The organism is Pseudoalteromonas sp. SCQQ13, assembly GCF_015864415.1.
Classification (GTDB): domain Bacteria; phylum Pseudomonadota; class Gammaproteobacteria; order Enterobacterales; family Alteromonadaceae; genus Pseudoalteromonas; species Pseudoalteromonas nigrifaciens.
Genome location: NZ_JADYXG010000006.1, coordinates 106,260 through 122,707, shown reverse-complemented (window position 1 = coordinate 122,707; position 16,448 = coordinate 106,260). Strand labels below are relative to the sequence as shown.

Genomic DNA, 16,448 nt, shown 5'->3' with positions numbered 1-16,448 from the left:
TGCTTATAACTTAACCTGATCTTGGGTTAATTTAACTTATTTTTTGTTTAGCCATGGTTTGAATCGTCTCTACCATGGCTTTAATACCATTCCCTCTAGATGGACTTAAGTGGCTAATTAACCCTAGTTTTTCAAACTCTTGATAGGCGTTTATCTCCAGTACTTGCTCTGGGGTAAGGCCATTGTATAGCGCTAATATTAAGGCAAGTAAGCCCTTTACAATACGGGTATCAGAATCACCTATCACCACGAGTGTATTTTCGGTTAAATCAAACTCCACAAATAGCCACACTTTACTTTCGCAGCCAGGAACTAATGCGCTGTCTATTTTCAAAACGTCAGCAAGTACTGGTAATGTTTTACCAAGTAACATTATTTCTCGGTATTTTTGCTGCCATGCAGGTGCATTTTTTATCCCTTGGGCTGCTTTATTATAAGTATTTGTCATATTCTTATCCAACATTAGTCTAATAGAGCAATGCATTTTTGTAGTGCATTAATAAAATTATCTACATCTGTATGGTTATTATAGAAAGCTAAGCTTGCTCTAAGGGTGCCATTGACCCCTAAATGCGCCATTAAAGGCTGAGTGCAATGATGGCCACTGCGCAGTGCAACCCCATATCCGTCAAGTAAAGTTGCCAAATCGTATGGATGCTCATCTTTATAGTTAAAACATAAAGTGCCAATATTATGCTTAAGGTCACTAAATAGGGTGATGCCATCAATTTGCTGTAGTTTATTGGTTGCATAATTAAATAGCGTTTGTTCATATTCAATTAAAGCAGGGTGATTTAATGCATTTATGTACTCAAGTGCCGCACCAAAGCCTAATACGCCGGCAATATTTGGCGTCCCCGATTCAAACTTTGCCGGAGCATCGCGATAAGTGCTGTGCGTTAAGGTTACGGTTTGGATCATTTCTCCCCCAGTTTGGTATGGGGTGAGGGCATTTAATTGCTCGTAGCGGCCATATAAGCCGCCTAAACCGGTTGGCCCCAGCATTTTATGGGCAGAAAAAACGTAAAAATCACAATTAAGTGTGCTTAAATTAGCTTTTAAATGCATTGCTCCTTGTGCGCCATCAACCAGTACTAATGCGCCTACCGCTTTCGCACTGGCAATTAACGGCGCTAAATTAGTGATATTACCAAGCGCATTAGAGGCTTGGCTAATGGCCAATAACTTAGGTTTATGCTGCTTTATAAATTCACAGCATGCAGGTATATCAAAGGTGGCATCGTCGTTAAGCGGTAAAATAGCAAGCTTAGCACCAGTTTGCTGAGACAAAACCTGCCAAGGTACAATATTAGCATGATGCTCAATAGGCGTAATAATGATGGTATCGCTGGCTTTTATTTGATTTTTTAAGCCATTAGCAACTAAGTTTATAGCTTCAGTTGCCCCTTTAGTCCATACAATTTCATTACTATTAACACCAAAAAATTCTGCAGCTTTATCGCGTACTTGCTCATAACGATAAGTAGCCTGCTCACTGAGGGTATGGCGTCCACGATGTACGTTCGCGTTTTGCGCTGCATAAAACTCTGCCGTGGTATCAATAACGCATTGTGGCTTTTGTGTGGTTGCCCCAGAGTCTAAATAAGTTAAAGTTTGGCTATTAATCGTTTGATTTAGGATAGGGAAATCATTACGTATTTTAGTGATATCAAACGTGGAAACAGACATAAGCTCATTTAATTAGTCAATTTAGGGCGAGAATTGTAATCTGTTTAAGATAATTCTCAAGTGCTGAGTAACAAAAAAGGCCGCAATAGCGACCTTTTAAAATACTTAAGCAATATTACAGCGAATTAACGCTTGTCAGTTGCTTTGTAGTCACGTTGTGTGTAACCCGTGTAAAGCTGACGTGGGCGGCTGATCTTATGACCAGGTTGAGATAGCATCTCATCCCAGTGAGTGATCCAACCAACAGTACGTGCCATTGCAAAAATTACAGTGAACATGCTTGTTGGAATACCGATCGCTTTTAAGATAATACCTGAGTAAAAATCTACGTTAGGGTAGAGTTTCTTCTCAACAAAGTACGGGTCTTCAAGCGCAATTTGCTCAAGCTTCATTGCAATATCAAGCAATGGATCTTGAATATTTAGCTCAGCAAGTACTTCGTGACACGTTTGACGCATTACCGTTGCACGTGGATCAAAGTTTTTGTAAACACGGTGACCAAAGCCCATAAGACGGAACGGGTCTGACTTATCTTTTGCTTTAGCTACGTATTCGTCAATGCGATCAACAGAACCAATTTCTTCTAACATGTTTAAACATGCTTCGTTAGCGCCGCCGTGTGCAGGGCCCCAAAGAGATGCGATACCAGCAGCAATACAAGCATATGGGTTAGCACCAGATGAACCTGCAAGACGTACAGTAGACGTTGATGCGTTTTGTTCATGATCAGCATGAAGCATGAATATTTTATCCATAGCTTTAGCCGTTACAGGGTTAACTTTATACTCTTCAGCAGGTACAGAGAACATCATATGTAAGAAGTTTTCGGCGTAGCTTAAATCGTTACGTGGGTATACAAATGGTTGGCCAATGTTTGTTTTATAAGCCATAGCTGCAATAGTAGGTAACTTAGCTACTAATTTAATTGCACTTGTTTTGCGTTGGCTTGCGTCTGTAATATCAAGATCTTCATGATAAAAAGATGATAAAGCACCAACCACGCCACATAGCATTGCCATAGGATGTGCATCAAAACGGAAACCTTGGAAGAAAGTTGCAATTTTTTCATCTAGCATAGTACTGCGAGTGATTTGTTGTGCAAATTCTTCATACTGCTCTTTTGAAGGTAACTCACCGTTTAATAGTAAGTAACATAGCTCTACATAGTTAGAGTCTTCAGCAAGCTGCTCAATTGGGTAACCACGATGAAGTAGAACACCTTTGCCGCCATCAATATAAGTAATTGTAGATTCACAAGAGCCAGTCGACATAAAACCTGGATCGTAAGTAAAGTGACCATGTGAACCTAATGTACGTACGTCAATTACATCCTGGCCAGCAGTACCTTGATAAATTGGAAGTTCGATTGGATCTAGACCATCAATATGGACTGTGGCTTTCTTATCCGCCATCTATGTATCTCCTATTAAGATAACTATTCTGATTTTATACTCTAAAATCTGTTTTAAGCACATCTTCTCATTTTAACGTGAAAGAGGGGTATAAAGTCAATTTTTATAAGCATTATGCGTATACGTATAATAAATATTCGGTATGGTTTGAATATTATACCATTGGCTAATTTGCAAATGGCTCTAACTAAACAAGAATTGTAAAAAGGCCTGCGGCTATATATACTGTCGAAGGTTTTTAACCGTATTGTATTTAGGTAAACATATTTTTACATTATAATTTTTGCATTATAGTGAACTTTATTTGTAAAGAGACGTTTATTTTGATAGTTCCATCAGAAATATTTGGTGGGTTTTAGAAAAACAAGTAGATGAGCCCCACTGTGGGCAAGATGGGCAAGTAACTGTGAAAAAGCAAAGACCTGTAAATCTAGATCTAACAACTATATCTATGCCGGCAACGGCTAAAGCGTCAATTTTCCACCGCGTCACCGGTGTTGCATTATTTTTTGCTTTAACGTTTGTCATTTGGGCTTGGTCAGAGTCTCTTTCTTCTGCTGAAGGTTTTGAATTCGTCAAGGGTCTGTTTAACGGATTCATTGCCAAATTTATTGCTTGGGGCACCGTGTCTGTATTGGGTTATCACCTTATTGGTGGTATTCGCCATATGATTATGGATATGGGACATTGGGAAGAACTTGAATCAGGTAACCTCAGCGCTAAAATTGCAATGGCTCTTGGCGTTGTGTTTGCCGTATTGGCAGGGGTGTGGATATGGTTTTAAATCAAGCAACTCTTAAACGTGATGGTGTACAAGATTTCGTATCTTTACGTACCACGGCATTAATAATAAGCGCGTATGCGATTTTTATTATCGGCTATTTTTTAGCAACGCCAGAAGTCACTTTCGAAGCCTGGACAGGCCTCTTCTCTAACCTAGCAATGAAAGGGTTTACTTTAATTGCCCTGGTTTGCATTATGGTTCATACCCGCATTGGCCTTTGGCAAGTTCTAACAGACTATGTTAAGTGCGCTAAGCTTCGTGCTGTTTTAGGCTTTGTACTAAACCTAATGGCCTTTGCTTACGTAGCTATTGGTCTAATCGTATTATGGGGTGTATAAGTGAAATATTCTGTTCGTGAATTTGACGCCGTAGTAATCGGTGCCGGTGGTGCAGGTATGCGCGCTGCTTTAGCTATTACTGAGTCTGGCAAAACGTGTGCTTTAATCTCTAAAGTATTTCCAACTCGCTCACACACTGTATCAGCACAGGGTGGTATTACAGTAGCGCTTGGTAACTCGCACGAAGATAACTGGGAATGGCACATGTACGATACCGTTAAGGGCTCCGATTTTATCGGTGACCAAGACGCTATTGAATATATGTGTCAAACAGGCCCAGAAGCTATTACTGAATTAGAAAACATGGGTCTCCCATTTTCTCGCTTTGAAAATGGCCGTGTTTACCAACGTCCTTTCGGTGGTCAATCGAAAAACTTTGGTGGTGAACAAGCTGCACGTACTGCGGCAGCTGCCGATCGTACTGGTCACGCACTATTACACCTTCTTTATCAACAAAATGTTAAAAACAAAACAAATGTATTCTCAGAATGGTATGCACTTGATTTAGTTAAAAACGATAATGGTGATGTAGTAGGTTGTACTGCAATTGAAATTGAAACAGGTGAAATCACTTATTTCAAATCTAAAGCAGTAGTATTAGCAACAGGTGGTGCGGGTCGTATTTTTGCATCAACTACTAATGCGCACATCAACACCGGCGACGGCGTTGGTATGGCAACACGTGCTGGTATTTCTATGCAAGATATGGAAATGTGGCAGTTCCACCCAACGGGTATTGCTGGCGCGGGTACGCTAGTAACTGAAGGTTGTCGTGGCGAAGGTGGTTATCTTTTAAATAAAGATGGCGAGCGTTTCATGGAACGTTATGCACCAAACGCAAAAGACTTAGCGTCTCGCGATGTGGTTGCACGTTCAATGATGACTGAGATCCGTGAAGGTCGTGGTTGTGATGGTCCTTGGGGTCCTCACCTTAAGCTAAAACTAGATCACTTAGGTGCAGAAACACTAAATCTGCGTCTTCCTGGTGTATGTGATCTTGCTAAAACATTTGCTCACGTTGACCCTGCAAAAGAACCAATTCCAGTAATTCCTACATGTCATTACATGATGGGTGGCGTGCCAACCAACGTAAATGGTCAAGCGCTACAAATCGACGCAAACGGCAAAGAAACAATCGTTGAAGGTTTGTTTGCGGTAGGTGAGATTGCCTGTGTATCAGTACACGGTGCTAACCGCTTAGGTGGTAACTCATTACTTGATTTAGTGGTATTTGGTCGTGCGGCCGGTAACTTCTTAGGTAAATACCTAAATGATGTTGAAATTTCTAAAGCGGCATCAGAGTCTGATTTAGAAACATCACTTGCACGTTACAATCGTTGGGAAAATTCAACGGCTGGCCAAGGTGAAGATCCAGTTCAAATCAAAAAAGACTTACAGCAATGTATGCAACTTAACTTCTCGGTATTTCGTGAAGGTGACTCAATGGCTGCTGGTCTGCAAGAACTTAAAGAAATTCGTGAACGTCTGCAACATGCACGTCTTGATGATAAATCATCAGACTTCAACACGCAGCGTATTGAATGTCTTGAACTAGATAACTTAATGGAAACAGCTTACTCAACTGCAGTAGCTGCAAACTTCCGTACCGAAAGCCGTGGTGCACATTCTCGCTTTGACTTCCCAGATCGTGATGACGAAAACTGGTTATGTCACTCAGTATTTAATCCGTTAACGGATGAAATGAGCAAGCGTGACGTAAACTACGCGCCTAAGTCGCGTGAAGCTTTCCCACCTAAAGCACGTGTGTACTAGGAGATAGACGATGGCACAAGTACAATTTTCAGTTTATCGTTATAATCCCGATGTTGACAACGCACCTCGTATGCAAGAATACACCTTGCAAACAGAGGAAGGTCACGACATGATGGTTTTGGATGCACTTATTCTTTTAAAAGAACAAGATCCAACATTATCTTTCCGTCGTTCATGCCGTGAAGGTGTGTGTGGATCTGATGGTGTTAACATGAATGGTAAAAATGGTTTGGCATGTATCACTCCTTTATCTACGCTGCAAAAAGGTGGCAAAGGTAAAATAGTAGTGCGTCCATTACCAGGCTTACCTGTGGTTCGTGACCTTGTTATTGACATGAGTCAGTTCTACACTCAATACGAAAAAGTTAAACCGTATCTAATTAATGACACGCCAGCAGCTGGCGAGCGTCTTCAAACAATCGAAGAACGTGATAAGTTAGATGGGCTTTATGAGTGTATTTTATGTGCATGTTGTTCAACATCGTGTCCTTCGTTCTGGTGGAATCCAGACAAGTTCATTGGTCCAGCAGGCCTTCTTCATGCTTACCGTTTCTTGGCTGATAGCCGAGATACAGCAACAGAAGAGCGTTTAGCTGACTTAGACGATGCTTTCAGTGTGTTCCGTTGCCACAGTATAATGAACTGTGTTAGCGTTTGTCCTAAGGGTCTTAATCCGACCAAAGCAATTGGACAAATAAAATCTATGTTATTAAACCGAGCGGTTTAATTACTTAGTAAATGTAGGATGGCTAATACTAATTAGTCATCCTGTTATCATAACTATTAATTTCTGCGCTAAAGAAAAGGGCTTATAAATGCACGAAGGTGTGATGAAGGCATGGCTAGAATCTTCACATTTAAACGGCGGTAACGTTGCTTATATTGAAGAGCTTTATGAAGCGTATTTAGACGATGCGACTTCGGTGCCAGAAGAATGGCGAGAAGTGTTTGAACAATTACCTAAAGTTGATGGTGTGGATGTTGAAGTAAAACATTCAGAAGTTCGAGCACAGTTTGCGGCGCTTGCTAAAAACAAGCATAGAGAAGTAGTGGTAGCAGAGGGCAGTGGCGGTGACCTTAAACAGGTTAAAGTATTGCAACTTATTAATGCTTTCCGTTTTCGTGGACACCAAAATGCTAACTTAGATCCGTTAGGTATTTGGCAGCGAGAGCGCGTACGAGATTTAGAGCTAGATTACCACGACCTATCCAATGCTGACTTTGACCGCGAATTTAATGTAGGATCGTTTGCTGTAGGGCGCGATACTATGCCTCTAGGTGAGTTATACCAAGCACTAAAAACCACGTATTGTGGTTCTATTGGCGCCGAGTATATGCACATCACATCAACAGAAGAAAAACGTTGGTTACAACAGCGTTTAGAGTCTGTTCAGTCTAGGCCAAAATTCAATAAAGACGAAAAGCTACGTATCCTTAAAGGATTAACCGCAGCCGATGGTCTTGAAAAATATTTAGGGGCTAAGTTCCCAGGTGCTAAGCGCTTCTCACTTGAAGGTGGCGATGCGTTAGTACCTATGCTTAAAGAGCTGATTCACCGCGCTGGTGAAAGTGGCCAAAAAGAAGCTGTTATTGGTATGGCTCACCGCGGCCGTTTAAACGTACTTGTGAACGTACTTGGTAAAAATCCATCAGAGTTATTTGATGAGTTTGCCGGTAAACACAAAGACACGTTAAGCTCGGGTGATGTTAAATACCACATGGGTTACTCATCTGACTTTGCTACTAAAGGTGGCAATGTGCACATGGCACTTGCGTTTAACCCATCGCATCTTGAAATTGTAAATCCAGTGGTTATGGGCTCAGTACGTGCTCGTTTAGACCGCTTAGGTGACAGCTCAGGTATTAAAGCACTGCCAATTACTATTCATGGCGACTCAGCAATTGCTGGTCAAGGTGTTGTACAAGAAACATTTAACATGTCACAAACAAACGCCTTTAGCTGTGGCGGTAGTATTCGTATAGTAGTAAATAACCAAGTTGGTTTTACAACGTCTAAACAAGACGATGTACGTTCTACTCCATACTGTACTGACATTGCTAAAATGGTGCAGTCGCCAATATTTCATGTTAATTCTGACGATCCAGAAGCAGTGGCATTTGTTACTCAACTGGCACTTGATTTCAGAAACCAATTTAAGCGTGACGTTGTAATTGACCTTGTTTGTTACCGTCGCCATGGTCATAACGAAGCTGATGAGCCTAATGCTACTCAGCCTGTTATGTATCAAAAAATTAAAAAGCATCCAGTTCCACGTTTAATTTACGCTGATCAATTAATTGCCGAAGGCTCATTCACTGAAGATGAGGTTAAAGCACTTGTTGATGATTACCGTAATGGTTTAGACGAAGGTAATTGTGTGGTTGATGAAATACAGCCAGAAACATCACATTCATCAGATTGGGCAAAGTATGTTGGCCATGAATGGAGTGTTGATTACGATGCAAGTGTCTCGGTTGAAAAACTAAAAGAGCTTGGCAACATAGTGTCTAGCTACCCAGAGAGTCATAAAGCTCAATCGCGCGTGAAGAAAATTTACGACGATCGTAAGCTAATGGCATCTGGCGAAAAGCCGCTTGATTGGGGCATGGCAGAAACACTAGCTTATGCAACTATTGCAGCAGAAGGCACAGATATTCGCTTTACTGGACAAGATTCTGGTCGTGGTACTTTCTTCCATCGCCATGCGGTAGTACATAGTCAAGCCGATGGTGCGACTTACACTCCACTTGAGCATGTTGGTAAAGATCAAGGTACTTTCCAAGTATTCGATTCAGTTCTTTCTGAAGAAGCGGTTGTTGCTTTTGAATATGGTTACGCAACCGCAGAGCCAACGTCATTAATTATTTGGGAAGCACAGTTTGGTGACTTTGCAAACGGCGCACAAGTTGTATTTGATCAGTTTTTAAGCTCGGGTGAGCAAAAGTGGGGGCGTTTATGCGGCCTTACTATTTTATTACCACATGGTTACGAAGGCCAAGGTCCAGAGCACAGCTCTGCACGCTTAGAGCGCTTTTTACAACTTTGTGCTGATCACAATATGCAAGTATGTGTACCTTCAACGCCAGCGCAAGTATATGCAATGCTTCGTCGTCAATCAGTTAGACCATTGCGTCGTCCACTGATTGTTATGACGCCTAAGTCATTACTACGCCATCCGTTAGCAGTGTCTTCGCTAGAAGAACTCTCTGCAGGTGTTTTTCATAATGTGATTGACGAAATTGATGATATTAACCCTGAGAAAGTAGAACGCGTTATTTTTTGTAGTGGTAAAGTTTACTATGAACTATTACAAGAGCGCCGCAAGCTTGAACAAGATAATATTGCTATCGTACGTGTAGAGCAGCTTTACCCGTTCCCACACGACGAAATGAAAACTATTATAGAGCGTTACCAGCACGTAACTGATTTTGTATGGTGTCAAGAAGAGCCGCAAAACCAAGGTGCATGGTATTGCTCGCAACATCACTTCAAAGATGCTATTCCACAAAACGCTAAACTAACGTATGCGGGTCGTAAGGCCTCAGCATCACCAGCATGTGGTTATATGTCAGTACATACTAAAGAACAACAAGCGCTCGTTGCCGACGCGCTTACTATCGAAAATAAAGGATAAGCAATGAGCACAGAAATTAAAGTTCCTGTTCTTCCTGAGTCGGTTGCAGATGCTACCGTTGCTACATGGCATGTAAGTGTTGGCGACAAAGTAACTCGCGACCAAAACTTAGTAGACATTGAAACAGATAAAGTGGTTTTAGAAGTTGTTGCGCAACATGACGGTGTGATTACTGAAATTACACAAGAAGAAGGCGCTACGGTACTTGGCGATCAAGTTATCGGTTTACTTGGCGATGCTGATGTAGCACCAGCAAGTGAAGATGCACCAAAAGAAGACTCTTCAACTGAAGAATCTGCAGCAACTAAATCAGAAGACGCGCCAGCGGCGCAATCAGCACCAGCATCAGAAGGTAAAGAAGTGGATATTAAAGTTCCTGTACTTCCAGAATCAGTTGCAGACGCAACAATTGCTACATGGCATGTACAAGCAGGCGACGCAGTAACTCGCGATCAAAACTTAGTAGATATTGAAACTGATAAAGTGGTACTTGAGGTTGTTGCTCAAGAAGACGGTATCATGGGTGAAATAATCCACGGCGAAGGCGACACTGTATTAGGCGAGCAAGTAATTGGTTCGGTTAAAGCGGGCGGCGCTCCAGCAGCACCAGCTAAAAAAGCAGACGCAGCTGCACCAGCAGCAAATGAGTCAAACGACAGCTCTGATGTGTTAACACCTTCAGTACGTCGTTTAATTGCTGAAAAAGGCCTAGACGCTGCAAAAATTAAAGGCACGGGTAAAAACGGTCGTGTAACTAAAGAAGACGTAGATACTTTCTTAAAAGCACCTGCACCAGCGGCAAAAGCAGCACCAGCGGCGGCACCTGCAGCAGCAATGGGCGATCGTACACAAAAACGTGTTCCTATGACGCGTTTACGTAAAACAATTGCTAAGCGCTTACTTGAAGCGAAAAACTCAACTGCAATGTTAACAACATTCAACGAAGTGAACATGGAACCTATCATGAGCCTTCGTAAGCAGTATCAAGAAGTGTTTGAAAAGCGCCACGGTATTCGTTTAGGTTTCATGTCTTTCTACGTGAAAGCGGTTACTGAAGCACTTAAGCGCTTCCCAGATGTAAATGCATCAATTGATGGTGACGATATTGTTTATCACAACTACTTCGACATCAGCATCGCTGTATCTACACCTCGTGGTCTAGTAACGCCAGTACTTAAAGATTGTGACAAGTTATCAGTTGCAGAAATCGAAAAAGGTATTCGTGAGCTAGCACTAAAAGGTCGTGATGGTAAGCTAACACTTGATGATATGACGGGTGGTAACTTCACTATTACAAATGGCGGTGTATTTGGTTCTTTACTATCTACTCCTATCATTAATTTACCGCAGTCTTCAATTTTGGGTATGCATAAAATCCAAGATCGTCCAATGGCTGTAAACGGTAAAGTAGAAATACTTCCTATGATGTATTTAGCACTTTCTTATGACCACCGCATCATTGATGGCAAAGAATCTGTTGGCTTCTTAGTAACAATTAAAGAGTTACTTGAAGATCCAACACGCTTATTACTGGATGTTTAATTTAGTTGTATGAAATGTAAGCTGTGAATGAACATTCACAGCTTTTTTTTTGCGCCTTTGGTCATACTGGGGTTTTCATGTTAAGCCTTGGGATCTATACTATGGTCGCAATTTGGGATAGTTGTTTATTTGAAAAAATATTCGGCTCTTTTAGTATAAAAATTTGGATAAAGCATCATGAATTTGCATGAGTATCAGGCAAAACAACTTTTTGCCGAATATGGTTTACCAGTTTCTACAGGTTACGCTTGCGATACACCTGAAGAAGCTGCAGCTGCTGCTGAAAAAATTGGCGGCGATATGTGGGTTGTTAAAACTCAGGTTCACGCAGGTGGACGTGGTAAAGCTGGCGGTGTAAAGCTAGTAAAAACTATCGACGAAGTTAAAGCGTTTGCAGCTAACTGGTTAGGTAAAAACCTAGTTACTTACCAAACAGACGAGAAAGGCCAGCCAGTTGCTAAAATTTTAGTAGAAAGCTGTACTGACATCGCCAACGAATTGTACCTAGGTGCAGTTGTTGACCGTGCATCTCGCAAAGTTGTTTTCATGGCGTCTACTGAAGGCGGCGTTGAAATTGAAACTGTTGCTGAGGAAACACCTGAGCTTATCCACAAAGCTGAGATCGACCCATTAGTAGGTCCTCAAGCTTATCAAGCACGTGAACTAGGTTTCAAATTGGGTCTTAACCCAGTACAAATGAAACAGTTTGTTAAGATCTTTATGGGTCTTGGTAAAATGTTCACTGATTTTGATTTCGCATTACTTGAAATCAACCCGCTTGTGATCACAGACGAAGGTAACCTTCACTGTCTTGACGGCAAAATCGGTATCGATGGTAATGCACTTTACCGTCAACCTAAAATCCGTGAATTCCACGATCCTTCACAAGAAGATTCACGTGAAGCACATGCAGCAAGCTTTGAGCTTAACTACGTAGCGCTAGATGGTAACGTTGGTTGTATGGTTAACGGTGCAGGCCTAGCAATGGGTACTATGGACATCGTAAACCTACACGGTGGCAAACCGGCTAACTTCCTAGATGTTGGCGGCGGCGCGACTAAAGAACGAGTTTCTGAAGCATTCAAAATCATTCTTTCTGATGATAATGTTAAAGCTGTTTTAGTTAACATCTTTGGCGGTATTGTACGTTGTGACATGATTGCTGAAGGCATCATTGGCGCAGTTAAAGAAGTAGGCGTAAACGTACCAGTAGTTGTACGTTTAGAAGGTACTAACGCTGAACTAGGCCGTGAAGTTCTTAAAAACTCTGGTCTAGACATCATCGCTGCTGAATCACTAACAGACGCTGCTGAAAAAGTAGTTGCTGCTGCGGAGGGCAAATAATGTCTGTATTAATCAATAAAGATACAAAAGTTATCTGTCAAGGTTTCACCGGTGGCCAAGGTACTTTCCACTCAGAGCAAGCGCTTGAGTACGGTACACAAATGGTTGGTGGCGTAAGCCCAGGTAAAGGCGGTCAAACGCACCTTGGTCTTCCTGTATTCAATACAGTACGTGAAGCAGTACAAGAAACTGGCGCAACTGCGTCTGTTATCTATGTACCAGCACCTTTTTGTAAAGATGCAATCTTAGAAGCAATCGATGCAGGCATCGAGCTGATTGTTTGTATCACTGAAGGTATTCCTACACTTGATATGGTTGATGTTAAAATCAAACTAGATCAAACAGGTACACGTATGATCGGTCCTAACTGCCCAGGTGTTATTACTCCTGGTGAAACTAAGATTGGTATCATGCCTGGTCATATCCACAAACCTGGTAAAGTAGGTATTGTTTCTCGCTCTGGTACATTAACGTACGAAGCAGTTAAGCAAACTACTGATGCTGGTTTTGGTCAGTCTACATGTGTTGGTATTGGTGGCGACCCAATTCCAGGTACTAACTTTATCGACGTTTTAGAAATGTTCGAAAAAGATCCACAAACTGAAGCGATCGTAATGATCGGTGAAATTGGTGGTACTGCAGAAGAAGAAGCTGCAGAGTACATCAAAGCACACGTTACTAAACCTGTAGTATCTTACATTGCTGGTGTTACTGCACCAGAAGGTAAGCGTATGGGTCACGCTGGCGCAATCATTGCCGGTGGTAAAGGTACTGCTGATGAGAAATTTGCTGCACTAGAAGCTGCGGGCGTAAAAACTGTACGTTCACTTGCTGATATCGGTAAAGCACTTAAAGAGAAAACAGGCTGGTAATCGCTTTTTTACTCTAAAAAGGCTCGCTAATGCGAGCCTTTTTGTTATCTGCACTTTTATTTTTACACTTAGTATAGGTAGCTTATATGCTGATAAAACCGCACTGATAAATCTTGGCGTTGTTTATTTATAGCTAACTCATCGCACAAAGTATGAATCGTTTTCTCTACTTGATTCATAAACCGCCCATAGCCCATTTCATTATTATTATGCTGCGCAGCTACCACTACAAAATGCAGTGTTTCTACTAATTTATCTTCATTAAATAGCGCTTTAATTTGCACTTGATCAGTCTCTATGTCAAAGCTTAACTTTTGTAATTCTTGATTACCGTCATTTTTATCAATGCTGCTATTACGAATAATTGGTATAGCGCCATTAGCAACCATAGCCCCGTGGGTTAACTTATTGGTATTACAAATTTGGGTAAATAAATCGGTAAAGTATGTATAAAATTGCTTAAAATCACGATTATTTATTTGTGTTTGAAATTGCGTTTTGATTGCTCGTGACACTGGAATAGCGAAGGTTGCATAGCTCATTTGGGCATGATCACTGGGAATATTACACTGCCTTGACTGGTAGCGAGGGTAGAGGCTACGCAGTTTATAACCGTAGGTTTGTTTATTGCCTTTATCTTTAGCAAATAAGTCATAGGTTAAATGTTGATGATCGCGCAGTTTAAACAGTGGTTGTTCTAAAAATAACTGCTGTTGTAAATTATTTAATACCTTTTGTACTTTGCTATGAAACAGTGCTGAATTTGCACGCAGATCGTCACCGGTTGCTAAAAATAACAGCCTGATTTTTTTACTGGCTATATTTTCAGTGTAGTACGCTTTATGTGCTTCGTGGTAGCGAGGGTTATAAAAAAACAACATTTGTTTATTCGTTTCAAGCTGATACGACTCATCGTTAAAGCGTACTACAGGTAGTTTGTCGTTCGCTAATAAATGCACATTGTGTAAGCCAAGCTCATCACAGCAAGAAAAAAGCTCACGTGCTATACGCTCATAACAACAGTTAATATTACTAAAGCTTTTATAAAAATCAGTGGTAGGGGTTATTTCAGCTAAAAGGTAGTGATTGGTACGGGCATTGGTTGGAATATAAACACGGTGTTGATTTTGTATAGCCATCATGGTTCCTTTAAGTCAGGTTATTTGCTTACTATAATGGCCTTTGATGACGTTATTATTGCGCTAAAACAAAGTTTATTCATTAACTGACTCGTTACTGAATTAAAGTTAACCAAGATCTAAAATAAACCTTAATCTATTGCTGTATGTTAGTGTATGTTTTTGTAATAATGCATTAGTTTTGTTATCACGCACTATTTTGAGGATCATACTCCTATGGCGGAAATCGAGAATCGCCCAAGTAATTTTATTAGAACCCGCATTGACCAAGATTTAGCAAGTGGAAAGCATGCGTCTACGCATACTCGTTTTCCACCCGAACCAAATGGTTTTTTACACATTGGCCATGCAAAATCAATTTGTTTAAATTTTGGCATCGCAAAAGACTATAACGGTTTATGTAACTTACGCTTTGACGATACAAACCCAGAAAAAGAAGATATTAACTACGTTAATTCTATTAAAGAAGACGTGCAGTGGTTAGGCTTTAATTGGGATGGCGAAATTAAATACTCGTCTAATTACTTCGATATATTATACGATTATGCAGTTGAGCTAATAAATAAAGGCTTAGCGTATGTGTGCTTTTTAACGGCAGATCAAGCCCGTGAATACCGTGGCACATTAAAAGAGCCGGGTAAAAACAGCCCATACCGCGATACAGCAAGTGATGAGAACCTCGCGTTATTTGAAAAAATGCGTAATGGCGAGTTTAAAGAAGGCGAGTGTGTACTGCGCGCTAAAATTGATATGGCAAGCTCATTTATGGTGCTTCGCGATCCTATTATTTATCGTGTACGCTTTGCTCATCATCATCAAACTGCAGATAAGTGGTGCATTTACCCAATGTACGACTTTACTCACTGTATTTCTGATGCGCTAGAGGGCATTACGCATTCATTGTGTACACTGGAGTTTCAAGATAACCGTCGTTTATACGACTGGGTACTTGATAACATCAGTTTAGAGTGTCATCCACAGCAAATTGAGTTTTCACGCTTAAACCTAGAGTACACTATTATGTCTAAGCGCAAGCTCAGCGACTTAGTAGTGAATAATCATGTAGAAGGGTGGGATGATCCACGTATGCCTACGATTGCAGGCTTACGTCGTCGTGGTTATACCCCAGCCTCCATTCGTGAGTTCTGCTTACGTATTGGTGTAACCAAACAAGAAAACATGGTTGAAATGGGCATGCTTGAAGCCTGTATCCGTGAAGATCTTAACGAAAATGCACCACGTGCAATGGCGGTACTTGATCCCGTTAAAATCGTTATTGAAAACTATGATGCTGATAAAGTTGAAACCTTATCTGTGGCTAATCACCCAAATAAAGAAGAAATGGGTCGCCGTGATGTGCCATTCACACGTGAAATTTATATTGAACGTGAAGACTTTAAAGAAGAAGCTAATAACAAGTTCAAACGTTTAGTACTTGATAAAGAAGTACGCTTACGCGGCGCTTATGTTATTAAAGCACAGCGTGTTGAAAAAGACGAAAACGGTGAAATTACCACTATTTACTGTACTTATGATCCAGAAACGCTAGGTAAAAACCCAAGTGATGGTCGTAAAGTTAAAGGGGTTATTCATTGGGTATCGGCAAGTGAAGCGATTACAGCAGAAGTACGTTTGTATGACCGTTTATTTAGCGTACCAAACCCAGCAGCAGCCGATGAGTTTGAAAGCACCTTAAACCCTGACTCATTAGTTATTTTAACGAATGCTAAGTTAGAGCCATCGTTGGCTAATTCAGCAGCCGAGCAAGGTTTTCAGTTTGAACGTACTGGCTATTTTTCGCGAGATTCAAAAGCGAAAAACATAGTATTTAATCAAACAGTGGGTCTGCGTGACTCATGGTCAAAAACCCAGTAAAGGTTAACGCCTCTGTACTCATTATTACCTAGGAAGTGTTAGTAA

Annotated in this window: 13 protein-coding genes; 9 read left to right on the top strand and 4 right to left on the bottom strand. The window is 41.0% G+C overall.

Going from position 1 to position 16,448, the window contains the following annotated elements; genetic code table 11:
* Window positions 1-31: 31 nt before the first annotated feature.
* From I6F41_RS06895 to I6F41_RS06885, 3 genes are all read right to left on the bottom strand, one after another.
* The gene (locus I6F41_RS06895) at window positions 32-448 is read right to left on the bottom strand and encodes a SufE family protein (protein ID WP_182676632.1); all 417 of its coding nucleotides are present in this window, start codon (window positions 446-448) and stop codon (window positions 32-34) included.
* Between the two features lie 14 nt (window positions 449-462).
* Entirely contained in the window at window positions 463-1,689 is a 1,227-nt protein-coding gene (locus tag I6F41_RS06890; RefSeq protein ID WP_182683471.1) for an aminotransferase class V-fold PLP-dependent enzyme, read from the bottom strand.
* Window positions 1,690-1,814: 125 nt separating this feature from the next.
* The gene (locus I6F41_RS06885; protein WP_011328331.1) at window positions 1,815-3,101 is read right to left on the bottom strand and encodes a citrate synthase; all 1,287 of its coding nucleotides are present in this window, start codon (window positions 3,099-3,101) and stop codon (window positions 1,815-1,817) included.
* A 406-nt stretch (window positions 3,102-3,507) separates the two neighbouring features.
* On the opposite strand from I6F41_RS06885, the gene sdhC reads away from it, so the two are divergent.
* From sdhC to sucD, 8 genes are all read left to right on the top strand, one after another.
* A complete protein-coding gene (gene sdhC, locus I6F41_RS06880) occupies window positions 3,508-3,885 on the top strand; it encodes a succinate dehydrogenase, cytochrome b556 subunit (protein WP_011328329.1) in 378 nt (125 codons plus the stop codon).
* Complete coding sequence (gene sdhD / locus I6F41_RS06875) at window positions 3,876-4,223, top strand: succinate dehydrogenase, hydrophobic membrane anchor protein (protein WP_011328328.1); 348 nt, start codon at window positions 3,876-3,878, stop codon at window positions 4,221-4,223. The genes sdhC and sdhD overlap by 10 nt, the downstream gene beginning before the upstream one ends.
* On the top strand, window positions 4,224-5,996 hold the full coding sequence (gene sdhA, locus I6F41_RS06870) for a succinate dehydrogenase flavoprotein subunit (protein WP_011328327.1): 1,773 nt from the start codon (window positions 4,224-4,226) through the stop codon (window positions 5,994-5,996).
* 10 nt (window positions 5,997-6,006) lie between these two features.
* Complete coding sequence (locus I6F41_RS06865; RefSeq protein ID WP_011328326.1) at window positions 6,007-6,723, top strand: succinate dehydrogenase iron-sulfur subunit; 717 nt, start codon at window positions 6,007-6,009, stop codon at window positions 6,721-6,723.
* A gap of 88 nt (window positions 6,724-6,811) precedes the next feature.
* The gene (gene sucA / locus I6F41_RS06860; protein WP_011328325.1) at window positions 6,812-9,631 is read left to right on the top strand and encodes a 2-oxoglutarate dehydrogenase E1 component; all 2,820 of its coding nucleotides are present in this window, start codon (window positions 6,812-6,814) and stop codon (window positions 9,629-9,631) included.
* Between the two features lie 3 nt (window positions 9,632-9,634).
* A complete protein-coding gene (gene odhB, locus I6F41_RS06855; protein ID WP_197107984.1) occupies window positions 9,635-11,173 on the top strand; it encodes a 2-oxoglutarate dehydrogenase complex dihydrolipoyllysine-residue succinyltransferase in 1,539 nt (512 codons plus the stop codon).
* 177 nt (window positions 11,174-11,350) lie between these two features.
* On the top strand, window positions 11,351-12,517 hold the full coding sequence (sucC, locus tag I6F41_RS06850; protein ID WP_011328323.1) for an ADP-forming succinate--CoA ligase subunit beta: 1,167 nt from the start codon (window positions 11,351-11,353) through the stop codon (window positions 12,515-12,517).
* Window positions 12,517-13,389, top strand: a complete 873-nt coding sequence (sucD, locus tag I6F41_RS06845; protein ID WP_011328322.1) for a succinate--CoA ligase subunit alpha — start codon at window positions 12,517-12,519, stop codon at window positions 13,387-13,389. The genes sucC and sucD overlap by 1 nt, the downstream gene beginning before the upstream one ends.
* Before the next feature lie 68 nt (window positions 13,390-13,457).
* Here sucD and I6F41_RS06840 read toward each other — a convergent pair whose 3' ends face one another.
* The gene (locus I6F41_RS06840) at window positions 13,458-14,528 is read right to left on the bottom strand and encodes a DUF3083 family protein (RefSeq protein WP_011328321.1); all 1,071 of its coding nucleotides are present in this window, start codon (window positions 14,526-14,528) and stop codon (window positions 13,458-13,460) included.
* Window positions 14,529-14,744: 216 nt separating this feature from the next.
* On the opposite strand from I6F41_RS06840, the gene glnS reads away from it, so the two are divergent.
* Complete coding sequence (glnS, locus tag I6F41_RS06835) at window positions 14,745-16,403, top strand: glutamine--tRNA ligase (protein WP_011328320.1); 1,659 nt, start codon at window positions 14,745-14,747, stop codon at window positions 16,401-16,403.
* Window positions 16,404-16,448: the final 45 nt, after the last annotated feature.